This window comes from Pseudomonas sp. NFACC05-1 (assembly GCF_900100135.1).
Lineage (GTDB): Bacteria > Pseudomonadota > Gammaproteobacteria > Pseudomonadales > Pseudomonadaceae > Aquipseudomonas > Aquipseudomonas fluorescens_Q.
Map to the genome: position 1 here is coordinate 1 of NZ_FMTR01000006.1, position 13,854 is coordinate 13,854.

Consider the following 13,854-nt stretch of genomic DNA (forward strand, 5'->3'; position numbering starts at 1 on the left):
AAAACCCGGCGACACGGTAGATCAGGTTGATTGAGTGAGCTTGAGAGGGGGCTGCTGCGCAGCCCAGCGGGAGCAAGCTCCCTCGCCACAAAAGCCCAAAAACTCAAAAGCCCAAAAGCTCAAAAGCCCAAAAGCCCAAAAGCCCAAAAGCCCAAAAGCTCAAAAGCTCAAAAGCTCAAAAAGGCCTGTGTTCAAGCTACAAAAAAGGCGACACCCGCCAAGGTGTCGCCTTTTTCATTGCCGCCGGTTGGGCTTAATCCGGCAGCTTGTAGGCAATCACATAATCACCCTGCTTGGTCCCCAGGGAGCCATGACCACCCGCAACGACCAGCACATATTGCTTGCCGTCCTTGCCAGTGTAGGTCATCGGCGTGGTCTGGGCCCCCGCTGGCAGGCGACCTTCCCACAGTTGCTTGCCGTTTTTCACGTCATAGGCACGCAGGTACTGGTCGAGGGTGCCGCTGAGGAACGCCAGGCCGCTGGCAGTGGTGAAGGTGCCGCCCAGGCTCGGTACGCCCATGCTCAGCGGGATCGGTACCGGCGAGCTGTCACGCACGGTGCCGTTCTTGTGTTTCCACAAGGTCTTGTTGTTGGTCAGGTCCACCGCCGCCACATAACCCCAGGCCGGCGCCTGGCAAGGCAGGCCCATCGGCGAGAGCAGCGCTTCGAGGATCACCCCATACGGCGCGCCTTTGTTCGGCTGTACGCCTTCGGTTTCGCTCTTGCGCCCCGGACCGCCAGCCACTTCGGCTGCCGGCACCAATTTGGACTTGAACGCCATGTAGCTCGGGTTGACGAAGGCGATCTGGCGCACCGGGTCCACCGAAATACCGCCCCAGTCGAACACACCAAAGTTACCCGGGTAAACGATTGAGCCTTGCAGCGACGGCGGCGTGAACATGCCCTCATAACGCAGCGACTTGAAGTCGATCCGGCAGAGCATCTGGTCGAACGGGGTCACGCCCCACATGTCGCGTTCCTTGAGGACCGGCGGCACGAAGTTCAGGTCGGACATCGGTTGGGTCGGCGAGGTGTGGTCACCTTCCACCGCGCCTTGGGGCACCGGGATTTCCTTGATCGGGATGATCGGCTGGCCATTGCTGCGGTCCAGCACGTAGATGCTGCCCTGCTTGGTCGACGCCAATACAGCGGGTTTCACACCATCGGCGGTCTTCATGTCCATCAGGGTCGGTTGACCGCCGACGTCCATGTCCCATAGGTCGTGGTGGGTGAACTGGAAGTACCAGCGCACCTTGCCGGTGGCGATGTCCAGGGCGGTCAGTCCAGCTGAATATTTTTCCGATTCCGGCGTACGGAAACCACCAAACTGGTCGGGGGTCTGGTTGCCCATCGGCAGGTAGAGCATGCCGAGTTTTTCATCGACGCTGAACATGGACCACATGTTCGGCGAATTGCGGGTGTAGGTCTTGCCCTCGGCAATCGGCGCGGTGTCGTCCGGGTTGCCGCTGTCCCAGTTCCACACCAGCTTGCCGGTGTGCACGTCGTAGGCACGGATCACACCGCTTGGCTCGTCGGTGGAGACGTTATCGGTGACGTGGCCGCCGATCACCACCAGGTTCTGGGTGACCGCCGGTGGCGACGTGGAGTAGTAACCGCCGGCCGTGAAACCGCCGATGTTGGCAGTCAGGTCAACCTGGCCCTTGTCGCCGAAGTCTTCGCACATCTTGCCGGTGTCGGCGTTGAGGGCGATGAGGCGGGTGTCGGCGGTCGGCAGGAAGATCCGCCGCGGGCAGACGGTGCTGACGGGCGTGGTGCTGGCGGCGCCGGTCGGGCTCTGCTCGGCAGAGGCGTACGCGGCGTCATCGTGATAGGTCACGCCACGGCAGGTCATGTGGGCCCAACCCTTGAAGTTCTCCGCTTTTTGCGTGGAAAGCTTCGGATCGAAACGCCAGATTTCCTTGCCGGTTTCAGGTTCCAGGGCAATCACCTGGCTGTGGGGCGTGCACACATAAAGCATGCCGTTGACCTTCAGCGGGGTGTTTTCAGCGGTGGTCTCGCCAGGGTCGTTCGGCCCTGGCAGGTCGCCGGTACGATAGGTCCAGGCCGGCACCAGTTTGCTGACGTTCTCGGGGGTGATCTGCGCCAGCGGCGAATAGCGATCGCCATGGGCACTGCGCCCGTAGGAGTTCCAGTCGCCGTCCGGCATGGCCGGTGCGGTGTTGGCCATACCCGGCACGCTGTCACGATCCAGTTGGCCCTTGATCTCACCTGGGTTGGTGAACTGGCTGGCGAGGGCGGCGACACCGGCGATGACCACGGCGGCGCCCAATGCGCGGGTTCCGGTGGCCGAGGCATCGGCGGTCAACAGCGGGCGGCGGAACCACGGCAGCAACATGACGATGCCCAGGGCAAACAACAGCGCCAGGCGCGGCACCAGTTGCCACCAATCCAGGCCCACTTCCCACAACGCCCACACGGTGCTGGCGAACAGCACCAGCGCGTACAGGCCCAGGGCCGCGCGGCGGGCCATGATCAGCAGCACGCCAGTCAACGCCAGGCCGATACCGGCCAGCAGGTAATACCACGAGCCGCCAAGCGTGCTCAGCTTGACTCCCCCGGCCAACAGGGCCAGGCCCATCAATAGAAGCAGAATGCCGAGCAAACTCGGTAGCAGACGGCTTCGACTCAAAGCACCCTCAGTGCTCATAGTGTGTTTCTCCGTGACGTTTTAAGGAGTTCCGCGCAAGTAGTCACTGTAGATGACGATCTTGCAGGGGCATGGTTCAGTTGAAAAAAGGCAAATTCGGTTGCCGCGATCCCTTGTGGGAGCGAGCTTGCTCGCGATGCGGTGTGTCAGCCGGCTTCAATGTTGAATGTGCAATCGTTATCGCGAGCAAGCTCGCTCCTACAGAAATCCTGAAAGACAGCGCTGTCTTTCAAAATCTGAACACTGGGCGTTCTTTGATCTTTCAGCAGGATTGAGCTGGACGCAGAGACTTCGGCACGCCAGAAGAAGCGTTTCAGCAAGCGGGCAAGGATAATGTCCTGTTCTCAATAGAGAAAGGGCTTTTGCTGACATGAATCATCTCGGATTCGGTAACAGTGCGCTGGGCGCTGGCGGCCATGATGAAGGCTATGCTTCCACCAAAGGGGCACCTCGGCTAAGGTGCGCGGCTTTACACCTTTACCGCGAAGACCTCCCATGACCGAACCCAACAACAACCCGCTGCACGGCGTGACGCTGGAGCAGATTCTCAATGCCCTGGTGCAGCACTATGAATGGTCGGGGCTGGCCGAGCGCATCGACATCCGTTGCTTCAAGAGCGACCCGAGCATCAAGTCGAGCCTGACCTTCCTGCGCAAGACGCCATGGGCGCGGGAGAAAGTCGAGCGCCTGTACATCAAGTTGATGCGCACCAAGCGGCCGGTCTGAGCCGTGGGCAGTGATCAGGGTCGTCACCTCACGCTGCGACAGCGTTTTGTCTCGGTGACGGCACTGCTGGGCTGGGTGGGATTGAGCATCCAGTTGTATCTGATCCTGCTGGGTCGTTGGAAACTGGACGCGAGCCTGTTGGGCGGGCTGGTGAGTTTCTTCAGTTTCTTCACGGTCCTGACCAACACCCTGGTGGCCGTGGTGTTGACCTGGGAACTGACCCCTGGCGAATCGGCGGCCCGGCGCTGGTTCCTGCTGCCCAGTGTGCGCAGCGGCATCGCCGTGAGCATCGCCCTGGTCGGGCTGGCCTACAACCTGCTGCTGCGCCACCTCTGGCAACCCGAAGGTTGGCAGTTCGTAGCCGACGAGTTGCTGCACGACGTGGTGCCCTTGCTGTACATCGCCTATTGGTGGCTGTGGGTGCCCAAAGGTACCTTGCGCCTGGGCCACATCGGGCTGTGGGTAATCTACCCCTTGGTGTATTTCGCCTATGTCCTGCTGCGCGGGGATCTATTGGCGGCTTATCCCTACCCTTTCATCGATGTGGCGAACCTGGGTTATCCGCAGGTGTTCATCAATGCTGGGGGGATATTGCTGGGGTTTGTCGGGATTGCGCTGGTGGTGGTGGGGTTGGATCGGTGGGTTGGACGACGATCGACTAAAGCCTTGTGAGATGCCCTTGTGGCGAGGGAGCTTGCTCCCGCTGGGCTGCGCAGCAGCCCCCCCTTGGATCTGCCAGGCGCACCGAGTTGTCAGTGCGTTATTGGGGCTGCTTCACGCCCAGCGGGAGCAAGCTCCCTCGCCACAGGTTTTTGTGTTCGCAAGTGGACATCACCGCCTGGCCGGCAACATCCACACCAACCCACTGGCCTTGGCCCGTTCATGACACAACGCCAAAACCCCACGGCGTTCCTCGTTGTCCATCCGGCTCCAACGGGTGATCTCCGCCACGGTGCGCTGGCAACCGGTGCAGATGTCTTCATCGTCCAGCGCACAGATGTTCACGCAGGGCGAAGGCACCGGGCGTTCAGGGGCGCTCATGGTTCCTGCTCGAACAGGTCGCGGGCGTAGCGCTGGGAATTGTGCACATAGTGCGCCGCACTGGCCTCGAGCATTTTCTTCTGGGCCTCGGTCAGTTCACGCACCACCTTGCCGGGCGAGCCCATCACCAGCGAACCGTCGGAAATTTCCTTGCCCTCGCCGATCAGCGAGTTGGCGCCGATGATGCAATTCTTGCCGATCTTCGCGCCGTTGAGAATCACCGCGTTGATGCCGATGAGGCTGTAGTCGCCCACCGTACAGCCATGGAGCATGGCGTTGTGGCCGATGGTCACGCCGGTGCCGATAGTCAGCGGATAGCCCATGTCGGTGTGCATCACCGTGCCGTCCTGCACGTTGCTGTTCTTGCCGATCAGGATCAGTTCGTTGTCACCGCGCAGCACGGCGTTGAACCAGACGTTGGCGCCCTCTTCGAGGCGGACCTTGCCCACCAGCGTGGCGTTGGGCGCGACCCAGCTCTGTGGGTGGGTTTCGACACGGGCATCGCCCAGGCGATATTTCATGAGAGTCCTCGGGGCGTCAGGTATTGATGAAACTCTTGGGCGGTTTGTGCAGGTCGATTTCGGCGTCGTACAGCAGGTTGACCAATTCGACGATCATGATCGCCGTCAGTCCCCATATCTTGTATTCGCCAAAGCGATAACTGGGCACGTACCAACTGTGGCCCTGGTAATCGATGCGGTGCGTGTGTTCGCGTGGGTCCTTGCGGAAAAATTCCAGCGGCACGCTGAATACCGCAGCGATCTCGGCATCGTTGGCCTGGTATTCGACGTAGTCCGGAATCACTCCGACATAAGGCGTGACCTTGATGCCGTGCAACGAGATCAGCGGGCTGAGGGGGCCAATCACTTCCACCAGGCCGGGCGGCAGGCCGATTTCTTCCTCGGCTTCGCGCAGGGCGGTGAAGATCAGGTCCGGGTCTTCCGGGTCGCGGCGCCCGCCGGGGAACGCCACCTCGCCGCCATGGGTCGAGAGCCCGCTGGCGCGCAGGGTCAGTACCAGCTCCGGTTCATCGCTGCGGGTAATCGGCACCAGCACCGCGGCTTCAGGGAAACGTCGGTCAGCCTGCAGATCGTGCGGGGTATGGTTGCTTACTCGATGCAGTAGCTCGTCCAGCATGAGACTTCTCGATTTATTCGCTACCTTGCATCATGCACCAATCGTTCAAGCGGCCCAACCCCCGCACCGCGTCGTGTCGCGAAACGACAACTTGCCGCACCGGCCCACGCACGCCAAGATAGGCGCAGCATTCAGGAATCCAAGCATGAAATTCTGCAGCCAGTGCGGTAACCCGGTGACCCAGCGCATACCCGAAGGCGACTCGCGCCTGCGTTTTGTTTGCGACACCTGTCACACCATTCATTACCAGAACCCCAACATCGTCGCCGGTTGCGTACCGACCTGGGGCAGTAAAGTCTTGTTGTGCCGACGCGCCATCGAGCCAAGGCGTGGTTACTGGACGCTGCCGGCGGGCTTCATGGAAAACGGCGAGACGGTCGAACAGGCCGCCGTGCGCGAAACCGCCGAGGAAGCCTGCGCCCGTGTGCGAAATTTGAGCATCTATACGCTGATTGACGTACCGCATATCAGCCAGGTACATGTATTCTTCCGCGCCGAACTGGTGGATGAGGATTTCGCCGCCGGGCCCGAGAGCCTGGAAGTGAAGTTGTTCGAAGAAGCGGACATTCCCTGGAATGAACTGGCGTTCCGCACGGTGGGCCGCACCCTGGAATATTTCTATGCGGACCGCCGGGCCGAAGATTACCCCGTGCGATCCGAATCGATCCCGCCACTGGCCCAGCCTGCCAATACATAAAAAACCCATTAATAGCCGCGACACCTCTAGGGATATCGTTTCAATGCGCTGGTTGCTTGTCCTGTTCTGCTTGTCGTTCACCGCTGTGTCCCAGGCTTCCGCGCCGGGAACCTACAACGGCAAGACCATCGAAAAAGTGCTGGTGCTCAAGTCCGCCCATCAATTGCAATTGATCAACGACGGCAAGCCGCTCAAGACCTATCGCATCTCCCTGGGCAAGGGCGCCAAGAAAGGCCCCAAGCTGATCGAAGGCGACAAGCGCACCCCCGAGGGTTTCTACTGGATCGACTGGCGCAAGACCAGCGACCGCTTCTACCTGTCGATGCACATTTCCTACCCCAACATCAGCGACGCCGCCCGCGCCCGCCGTGAAGGCGTGGAACCGGGGGGCATGATCATGATCCACGGCACGCCGGATTCGGAAGAGAACCCTGAGCAGTTGTTCCATACGCTGGACTGGACCGATGGCTGTATTGCCATGCGCAACGTCGACATGCGCGAAGTCTGGAACCTGGTGCCGGATGGCACCATGATTGAGATTCGTCCGTAGCCCCGAAGCAGCTCCTGTGGCGAGGGAGCTTGCTCCCGCTGGGCTGCGCAGCAGACCCAAGGCAGCCAACTCAAATTTACCTGACACACCGCGTTGCCGGAATCAGGGCCGCTTCGCGCCCCAACGGGGATAAATCCCCTCACCACAAGGGACGGTGTCGATCTCACATCTTGCTACAAGTCCCGGAAGCGGAGCGCAACCGCCTTATCAGCTTTGATCTACCCTCAAAACTGATGCGGTGGCGCGACGCCCCGCAGAATTCATAGTGAGACGTGTCACGTCGAAGCATAGGCAGTCATGACGTATGTGATTCGACAGGGCTTCACCGTTCCAGATGGACATCAAATCATGACAACTCATAACAGTTTTATACGGACGACCGCGGTTGCGGTGGTGGCGTTGGCGGGTGTTTGGCAGTCGGGTGCCGATGCGTGGGGGGCCGGGGCGCCTGCGGAGGGTAAAGAGGAGCCGTGGTATCAAGCCTGGCTTCAGGTTACGGCGGATCCGAGCGTGGATATTCACAAAACCACGCCATTGTTGCGCTGGCGTACCGACATGGACACGCTCTATCGGGGAGATACGACGGGTCAGGGCCTCGATGCCTTCGAGAAGGGGATGTTGCCCAAAGCTGTGGGCGTCCCTGAAAACGAATGGATATATGACTGGATCACCCACGCGAGTGGAAGCGCGGGAACGGTGTTCAGCAGTACAACGCGTAGCCTGGCCTGGGCCCAAAACTATGCCAAAGAATGGGTGTACGAGTTCACTGCCCCCCACGGAATCGATCAGGTGCCATCGGGGGGGCCCTTTCCAAGAGACCAGGAAATCAGCTTCCCGGGCGGGGTCAAGGGACACTTCATCAAGCAGGCCTGTCACAAAGACGATCTTGCCAAATGCAGGCCGAACCCAAACTACCGAGCCCCCACCGGCCGCGAGTCGATGCAGGACGTCGCCGCGATTTCCATCAATTGGAGCCGGCTGACGCCTCCAGAGGGGCTGGCATGGGTAACGACCAAGCAATCCGTTTGGGCCGTCGGCTCTACGACGATCAACCCAGTGCAGGGAGCGGATGCGCTTAGCAACGGGCTACGGGGCTGGAACTCTTTGCCACCAAGTTTGAGATCGGCGCGCTGGCTGGAGGACTCCACGGCCCGATCGCTCGTTGTAGCGTTTCGCGATTATAGCGAAGCCAAGCTCTGGGCAACCCAGGAAGCAAAAAATGGCGGCTGGGTATATGAGGTCAGGCCCAACAGCGTGGCGGTTGATTTGTCGATACCTAGCGCTGGCTCGCGTGAAGGCGCCTACGCATTCATCGGCGGTATCAAAGGCGGTCTATTGATGAATGCACGCCGTTTCGAGAAAGGCGTGAGCCAACCGGTCGAGTGCATTGGCATCGAAAAAGAAGTGTGCCGGCTTGAGAACCTCCACCAATAGTTCTCAAGGGATGAATCCCCTCGCCACAAAACACCATTCCCCGTGGCGAGGGAGCTTGCTCCCGCTGGGCTGCGCAGCAGCCCCAAGGCAGGCCACTCAATTTACCTGACACATCGGGGTGTCAGGGTTTGGGGCCGCTTCGCGCCCCAGCGGGGCGGTACGACGTTTCGCTAAATTCCCTCGCCACAACACCATTCCCCGTGGCGAGGGAGCTTGCTCCCGCTGGGCTGCGCAGCAGCCCCAAGGCAGGCCACTCAATTTACCTGACATATCGGGGTGTCAAGGTTTGGGGCCGCTTCGCGCCCCAGCGGGAGCAAGCTCCCTCGCCACAGGAGTTTGGTGTCGATGGGTATATTTGTGAACGACTCAAATCCACTGTGGGAGCGAGCTCGCGATGAGGCCGGCACTTATTGCATCAAGCCCGAAGCTCTACCCGGTCCAAAGCCTTGTTCGCCAACAAAGCCCCCAACTCAATCATCTGCGCCACCCCCAACGCCACATGCCGCCGCGAGCCTTCCAGGTCGAAGGCAAGGTCGCTGAGCATTGCGTTGGCTGACGCCAGGGTTTCGCTGAGGTTGGCTAACAGGGCTTCAGTATCGACACTGTCCACTACGGTGAAAAATTGCGCCGGTGGTTTGGCTTCTGATGCGCTGTCCTCAGGCTTGAGGTAATGGTCCATCGCGCGGTCGGCCGCTTCTTTCAGTCTTTCGGGAGCGTAATCGCCGTAGGGAAAGGTCGAGGCGGGTTTGGGAATGTCAGAATTTTTCAATGGAAGCTCCTTTATCTAATGGAGCCCAGGACAAAACGTCCGGGCCTGTTGCCCTGTGATTTTTCGGACGGTCAAACCCGGTCGCTGAATTGGCAGCGACACCCAAAGGCTAGAGCCCGCGCTTCCGAGGGACAACCCTAAAAACATGTCGGAAACTTCGGTGCGTCTGACAGACCACCCCGCCACATGAGGATCATTCATACAACAAAAAACCCGGCCTAAGCCGGGTTTCGATCACAACATTTGGATTCAAACAAATGCTGCGCGCTGCTCAGCCTCATAATGCCGAGTCTGAAAAGGCATGAGGACCTGTACCTTCAAACCAAGACCTTCACTCACCCCCCACGAGAGGGCGAGTTCATCACGACGACTGCGAAGCGTAACAGCGGCTTGTGAAGTCACTTCGTGCTTAGGTGCCGAACGCCAGAATAGCTCAAGCGCCTTGAAGACTTCCGACACCCGGCTATCGGTTACACATGAAAAACGGGTGAATCGCTCGAGCAAATACCCTGCGCGACGAACCTCGACCTCATCAGTGTGCCTACTTAGAAAAGCCTGAGCGACACTCATCAGGTCCGAATTTGAATACCAGATAGCCTTGGCTGCACTCACAAGCGCGGCGTCATCTGCCTGCTTTAATGGGCGTTTGACCAGAGTGTCCAGCGCGGATGAGAGGACGTGGCCGTTAGCAGGCTTCGCCATCTGTATTCTCCAAATAACTTTGCAAAATATAGGTAAGGACCGAGGTTGGGGGCTCTTTGTTGCCAACATATACATCAATCGCCTGCAATGCCAGTCGGCGCAGCTCGGCGGTCAATATGAAGCCTGCTCTCAGGAGGGCCATGATATCGCCAATGTCCTGATCCGTTGCCCTACCCAGTTTTGAAATTGCAATATCCACAGGTGCAGCAATGTGAACGTGGAGAGGGGACTCTAGCGGAAACTCTTCAAGGGGGAGACTTCGGGCCCAATAGTCCTCGTGAATCGGACCAAAGCTTGTGTTGTATTGCAGGTCGTAGTTTAGCTCCATTAACCGGCCAGACCTCTCATCGACAAATCGCTCGGGTACCTCTGCGAGTAACGTTCGAAGATGGAAGTCTTCCGGGAGGCTGGCCTCATAAATTTCGGCGTCAACATCCGTAGAAACACGATGATTTGTATAAAGGTGCACTGCGCACCCACCGAACACGATGACTTTAACCGCCCCTGGTTTTGCATTTTCAACCGTCAGCTCCGCTTCGACGGACTTGAACATTGAAACCAAAGCCTGACCCAGAGCGGTTTTCGTATTAAGACGGGGGATGATCATGTCCGGCAATTCCATATTGACCTCAGATGCTGATGTTGCTCCTTGGAGCGCAGAGCGGCCACCCTGCCTTGCCACCGGCCAGTGAGTGACTGCTTACGCCTGGAGATGTTGGGGGCTCATGCCCGAGGGACCGCGAGTTCTGAAAGCTAGAGCCCCCACTTCCGAGGGACAACCTTAAAAACCTGTCGGAAACTTCGGTGCGCCTGACAGACCGCAGTTTCTGTGGCGAGGGGATTTATCCCCGCTGGGCTGCGCAGCAGCCCCAAGGCCGTTAACTCAATTTGCCTGATACACCGCGTTGTCAGGTTTTGGGGCCGCTTCGCGCCCCAGCGGGAGCAAGCTCCCTCGCCACAACAGCCCGTTAGCCCAAGGCTCGGGTGACCGCCCGTCAGCATCGAAAAATAAAATCAAAAAAATCGCAAAGTCAGAAATTACCTACAGATGAATACCAGTTCACCCAGCGGCCGTTGTCGCAGGCTGCGATCTTTGCTTTCGAACCCCCAACCTCTAATACCACTTCAATCCCACCCCACCAAAACCCTCCAATAACCCCTCTACACCCAGGGCAAGCGGCGTTGACATGGTATTCAAGTGGTATTAGCTTCCACCTCACTTACCGGGCGACAAACAACTCAATAACCGCATCGGACACCCACATGAACGACATCCTGGCCCTGCGCCCCGACGACACCCAACCCACGCCGCTGTACCTGCAATTGGCGCGTAACCTGGAGACGGCGATTCATGCCGGCCAGTGGAAAGCCGAGCAGGCGATGCCGTCCGAGCGCAGCTTGAGCGAGCAACTGGGCATTTCCCGGGTGACCGCGCGCAAGGCGTTGGAAGTGTTGTTCGAACAAGGATTGATCCGCCGTAACCAGGGTTCGGGGACGTTCATCACACCGCGCCTGGAACAACCGCTGTCACGCCTGAGCGGCTTCAGCGAGATGCTCCGCCTCAAGGGTTTTGTCCCGGGCTCCCAATGGCTGGAGCGGGACATCACCCCGCCAACCCACGAAGAACTGATCCGCCTGGGCCTGTCGCCCACCGACAAAGTCGCGCGGCTCAAGCGCTTGCGCAAGGCCGACGACACGGTCATGGCCATCGAGATGAGCACCCTGCCCGCCTCGATCATTCCCAAGCCACAGGCAGTGGGCGATTCGCTCTATGAATTTCTCGACAGCATCGGCAAGCCGGTGGTGCGCGCCCTGCAACACATCCAGGCCATCAACGCCTCGGACGAGTTCGCCGCCCTGGTGGGCATCGCCCCCGGCACCGCGATGTTGCTGATGACCCGGGTCGGCTACCTGGAAGACAACACCCCCATCGAAGTCACCGACACCTATTGCCGCAACGACTACTACGACTTTGTCGCAGAGCTGCGGCGTTAGACGACCAGAGAGTCCCCATGTCCGAAGACAATATCCTCACCGCCAATGGCTGGGTTCGCGGCCGCCTGATCCATGGGCACGGCAAAGTCGTGTCCATCGAAGGCCACCCCTGCGACCCGGCCAGCAATGACCTGCCCTACCTGCTGCCCGGTTTCATCGACCTGCACGTCCATGGCGGTGGTGGCAAGGACATCATGCAAGGCGCCTCGGCGTTCGAAACCATCGCCCGCACCCACGTGCGCTTCGGCACGACCGCGCTGCTGGCCACGACCATGACCGCACCCAGCGAAGAAATCGTCAGCGTGCTCCAGGCCCTCGGCGAGTTCTGTGAACAACGCCCGACTGGCAGCGCTCGGGTCCTGGGCGTGCATTTGGAAGGCCCTTACATCAACCCCGGAAAACTCGGCGCGCAACCGAATTTCGCCCACACCGCGCTGATGGCCGAGGTGGAGAGTTACCTGGCCCTGGCGCCGATCCGCGTGATTACCATCGCCCCGGAAATCGCCGGTCACGATACCTTGATCCGCGCCCTCAGCGCCCGGGGCGTGCGCATGCAGATCGGTCATACCCTGGGCAGTTATGAAGAAGGCGTCGCGGCGTTGGCCGCCGGGGCCAGCAGTTTCACCCATTTGTATAACGCCATGAGCCCGTTGCATCACCGCGAGCCAGGCATCGTCGGCGCGGCGCTGGCCCATGCTCAATATGCCGAGTTAATTCCGGACTTGCTCCACGTACACCCCGGTGCGATGCGCGTGGCCTTGCGTTCGATTCCGTGCCTGTATTGCGTCACCGACTCCACCGCCGCCGCGGGCATGCCCGATGGCGAATACAAGCTGGGTAGCCACACCGTGACCAAGTGCCTGGGCGGCGTGCGCCTGGCCGATGGCACTTTGGCCGGCAGCACCCTGACCATGGACCAGGCCCTGCGCAACCTGGTGAAAATCGGCTTGCCCATCGCCGAAGCCTCCCAGCGCCTGTCGCAATTTCCCGCCGATTACCTCGGCCTGCCCGAGCGCGGCCGCTTGCAACCCGGCGCCTGGGCCGACTGCGTGCGCCTTGACCGCTCCCTGACCCTGACCGACGTGATGGTCGAAGGAGAAGCCATTGACTTCAAAAATGCTTGAAGAGGCCTTGGCCTCGTGGGAAGCCGTCGAGCGCCAGTTGCAGCAACTGGACCCGGCCTTCGAGGAAATCGCCGGACGCCTGCGCCGTCAGCCACCGCAAGTGGCGATGACCGTCGCCCGCGGCAGTTCCGACCACGCCGCCAGCTACTTCGCCTACCTGACCATGCAGCAACTGGGCATCCCGGTGGCCTCGTTGCCGATGTCGGTGGTGACCATGCAACAGGCGCCGCTGAAGGTCAGTGGCCAGGTAGCATTCGCGTTTTCCCAATCGGGACAGAGCCCGGACCTGGTGAACAGCCTGCGCCTGTTGCGCAAGCGTGGCGCCTTGAGCGTGGCCCTGGTCAACGCCACCGATTCGCCCCTGGAAGCCGCCTGTGAATTCAGCGTGCCGCTGTGTGCCGGCGTCGAAAACAGCGTCGCCGCCACCAAGAGTTTCATCGCCACCCTCAGCGCCAGTGCTCGGCTGGTGGCGCACTGGAAGGACGACGCCGAGTTGCTGGAAGCCGGCAGCGCCCTGCCCGAAGGTTTGCAAGAAGCCGCCCGCCAGGATTGGCGTGCTGCCGTCGAGGCCCTGCGCGATTGCCAGCGGTTGATGGTCATTGGCCGTGGCGCCGGATTCGCCATCGCCCAGGAAGCGGCGCTCAAATTCAAGGAAACCTCGGCGATCCAGGCCGAAGCCTTCAGCAGTGCCGAGGTTCGTCATGGGCCGATGGCGCTGATCGATGAAAACTACCCGTTGCTGGTGTTTGCCCCTCGCGGTGCCGAGCAGGCCGGCGTGTTGAGCCTGGCCGCCGACATGCGCCAGCGCGGCGCCCGGGTGTTGCTGGCGGCGCCGGATGACATCGCCGAACGCGACCTGACGCTGACCCGCGCCGAACACCCGTCCCTGGACCCGATCCTGGCGATCCAGAGCTTTTATGGGATGGCCGCGAGCCTGGCCGTGGCCCGAGGCCTGGATCCGGACCAGCCACGGTACTTGAGCAAGGTCACCCGTACGCACTGAACCGACGG

General features: G+C 60.4%; 15 protein-coding genes. 8 read left to right on the forward strand and 7 right to left on the reverse strand.

Annotated features, from left to right (window positions below; translation table 11 throughout):
* Positions 1-253: 253 nt before the first annotated feature.
* Entirely contained in the window at positions 254-2,668 is a 2,415-nt protein-coding gene (locus BLO97_RS11425; RefSeq protein WP_092345935.1) for a glucose/quinate/shikimate family membrane-bound PQQ-dependent dehydrogenase, read from the reverse strand.
* A gap of 495 nt (positions 2,669-3,163) precedes the next feature.
* Between BLO97_RS11425 and BLO97_RS11430 the strand changes: the two genes are divergently transcribed.
* Both BLO97_RS11430 and BLO97_RS11435 read left to right on the forward strand, forming a co-directional pair.
* A complete protein-coding gene (locus BLO97_RS11430) occupies positions 3,164-3,394 on the forward strand; it encodes a VF530 family protein (protein ID WP_003205228.1) in 231 nt (76 codons plus the stop codon).
* A gap of 3 nt (positions 3,395-3,397) precedes the next feature.
* Positions 3,398-4,066 carry a Pr6Pr family membrane protein gene (locus BLO97_RS11435; protein ID WP_092345937.1) on the forward strand — a complete coding sequence of 223 codons (669 nt, stop codon included), beginning with the start codon at positions 3,398-3,400 and terminating at the stop codon, positions 4,064-4,066.
* Positions 4,067-4,225: 159 nt separating this feature from the next.
* Here BLO97_RS11435 and BLO97_RS11440 read toward each other — a convergent pair whose 3' ends face one another.
* Genes BLO97_RS11440 through BLO97_RS11450 form a run of 3 tightly spaced genes read right to left on the reverse strand, consistent with a single transcriptional unit; the run spans position 4,226 to position 5,572 of the window.
* Positions 4,226-4,435 (reverse strand): DUF1289 domain-containing protein, encoded by a 210-nt coding sequence (locus BLO97_RS11440; RefSeq protein ID WP_092345939.1) that lies wholly within the window; start codon positions 4,433-4,435, stop codon positions 4,226-4,228.
* On the reverse strand, positions 4,432-4,956 hold the full coding sequence (locus tag BLO97_RS11445; RefSeq protein WP_092345941.1) for a gamma carbonic anhydrase family protein: 525 nt from the start codon (positions 4,954-4,956) through the stop codon (positions 4,432-4,434). The genes BLO97_RS11440 and BLO97_RS11445 overlap by 4 nt, the downstream gene beginning before the upstream one ends.
* A 16-nt stretch (positions 4,957-4,972) precedes the next feature.
* The gene (locus BLO97_RS11450) at positions 4,973-5,572 is read right to left on the reverse strand and encodes a CoA pyrophosphatase (protein WP_092146908.1); all 600 of its coding nucleotides are present in this window, start codon (positions 5,570-5,572) and stop codon (positions 4,973-4,975) included.
* Positions 5,573-5,717: 145 nt separating this feature from the next.
* Here BLO97_RS11450 and BLO97_RS11455 point away from each other — a divergent pair, with 145 nt between their 5' ends.
* The 3 genes from BLO97_RS11455 to BLO97_RS11465 all read left to right on the forward strand — a co-directional run bounded on the left by BLO97_RS11455 (position 5,718) and on the right by BLO97_RS11465 (position 8,253).
* A complete protein-coding gene (locus BLO97_RS11455) occupies positions 5,718-6,269 on the forward strand; it encodes an NUDIX hydrolase (RefSeq protein WP_092146906.1) in 552 nt (183 codons plus the stop codon).
* Positions 6,270-6,312: 43 nt separating this feature from the next.
* The gene (locus tag BLO97_RS11460; RefSeq protein WP_092345943.1) at positions 6,313-6,819 is read left to right on the forward strand and encodes a L,D-transpeptidase family protein; all 507 of its coding nucleotides are present in this window, start codon (positions 6,313-6,315) and stop codon (positions 6,817-6,819) included.
* A gap of 297 nt (positions 6,820-7,116) precedes the next feature.
* Positions 7,117-8,253, forward strand: coding sequence for a scabin-related ADP-ribosyltransferase (locus BLO97_RS11465; RefSeq protein ID WP_139197677.1), 1,137 nt, complete (start codon positions 7,117-7,119; stop codon positions 8,251-8,253).
* Positions 8,254-8,668: 415 nt separating this feature from the next.
* Here the strand turns inward: BLO97_RS11465 and BLO97_RS11470 are convergent, their stop codons facing one another.
* From BLO97_RS11470 to BLO97_RS11480, 3 genes are all read right to left on the reverse strand, one after another.
* Positions 8,669-9,022 carry a DUF6124 family protein gene (locus BLO97_RS11470; RefSeq protein WP_092345947.1) on the reverse strand — a complete coding sequence of 118 codons (354 nt, stop codon included), beginning with the start codon at positions 9,020-9,022 and terminating at the stop codon, positions 8,669-8,671.
* 249 nt (positions 9,023-9,271) lie between these two features.
* Positions 9,272-9,724 carry a hypothetical protein gene (locus tag BLO97_RS11475; RefSeq protein WP_092345949.1) on the reverse strand — a complete coding sequence of 151 codons (453 nt, stop codon included), beginning with the start codon at positions 9,722-9,724 and terminating at the stop codon, positions 9,272-9,274.
* Positions 9,708-10,331 (reverse strand): DUF6036 family nucleotidyltransferase, encoded by a 624-nt coding sequence (locus BLO97_RS11480; RefSeq protein ID WP_256571812.1) that lies wholly within the window; start codon positions 10,329-10,331, stop codon positions 9,708-9,710. The genes BLO97_RS11475 and BLO97_RS11480 overlap by 17 nt, the downstream gene beginning before the upstream one ends.
* A gap of 656 nt (positions 10,332-10,987) precedes the next feature.
* On the opposite strand from BLO97_RS11480, the gene BLO97_RS11485 reads away from it, so the two are divergent.
* From BLO97_RS11485 to BLO97_RS11495, 3 genes are read left to right on the forward strand one after another with little or no spacing between them, the layout of a single operon-like run.
* Positions 10,988-11,719 carry a GntR family transcriptional regulator gene (locus BLO97_RS11485; RefSeq protein ID WP_092146894.1) on the forward strand — a complete coding sequence of 244 codons (732 nt, stop codon included), beginning with the start codon at positions 10,988-10,990 and terminating at the stop codon, positions 11,717-11,719.
* Positions 11,720-11,736: 17 nt separating this feature from the next.
* A complete protein-coding gene (nagA, locus tag BLO97_RS11490; RefSeq protein ID WP_092345951.1) occupies positions 11,737-12,843 on the forward strand; it encodes an N-acetylglucosamine-6-phosphate deacetylase in 1,107 nt (368 codons plus the stop codon).
* Positions 12,824-13,846: an SIS domain-containing protein gene (locus BLO97_RS11495; protein WP_092223645.1), complete on the forward strand. Its 1,023-nt coding sequence runs from the start codon at positions 12,824-12,826 to the stop codon at positions 13,844-13,846. Before nagA ends, BLO97_RS11495 begins: the two co-directional genes overlap by 20 nt.
* Positions 13,847-13,854: the final 8 nt, after the last annotated feature.

Coding starts and splice junctions, on each gene's coding strand:
- BLO97_RS11465 (WP_139197677.1), top strand. CDS start 7,117: ATGACGTATGTGATTCGACAGGGCTTCACCGTTCCAGATGGACATCAA.
- BLO97_RS11460 (WP_092345943.1), top strand. CDS start 6,313: ATGCGCTGGTTGCTTGTCCTGTTCTGCTTGTCGTTCACCGCTGTGTCC.
- BLO97_RS11480 (WP_256571812.1), bottom strand. CDS start 10,331: ATGATCATCCCCCGTCTTAATACGAAAACCGCTCTGGGTCAGGCTTTG.
- BLO97_RS11450 (WP_092146908.1), bottom strand. CDS start 5,572: ATGCTGGACGAGCTACTGCATCGAGTAAGCAACCATACCCCGCACGAT.
- BLO97_RS11430 (WP_003205228.1), top strand. CDS start 3,164: ATGACCGAACCCAACAACAACCCGCTGCACGGCGTGACGCTGGAGCAG.
- BLO97_RS11475 (WP_092345949.1), bottom strand. CDS start 9,724: ATGGCGAAGCCTGCTAACGGCCACGTCCTCTCATCCGCGCTGGACACT.
- BLO97_RS11425 (WP_092345935.1), bottom strand. CDS start 2,668: ATGAGCACTGAGGGTGCTTTGAGTCGAAGCCGTCTGCTACCGAGTTTG.
- BLO97_RS11440 (WP_092345939.1), bottom strand. CDS start 4,435: ATGAGCGCCCCTGAACGCCCGGTGCCTTCGCCCTGCGTGAACATCTGT.
- BLO97_RS11455 (WP_092146906.1), top strand. CDS start 5,718: ATGAAATTCTGCAGCCAGTGCGGTAACCCGGTGACCCAGCGCATACCC.
- BLO97_RS11485 (WP_092146894.1), top strand. CDS start 10,988: ATGAACGACATCCTGGCCCTGCGCCCCGACGACACCCAACCCACGCCG.
- BLO97_RS11445 (WP_092345941.1), bottom strand. CDS start 4,956: ATGAAATATCGCCTGGGCGATGCCCGTGTCGAAACCCACCCACAGAGC.
- nagA (WP_092345951.1), top strand. CDS start 11,737: ATGTCCGAAGACAATATCCTCACCGCCAATGGCTGGGTTCGCGGCCGC.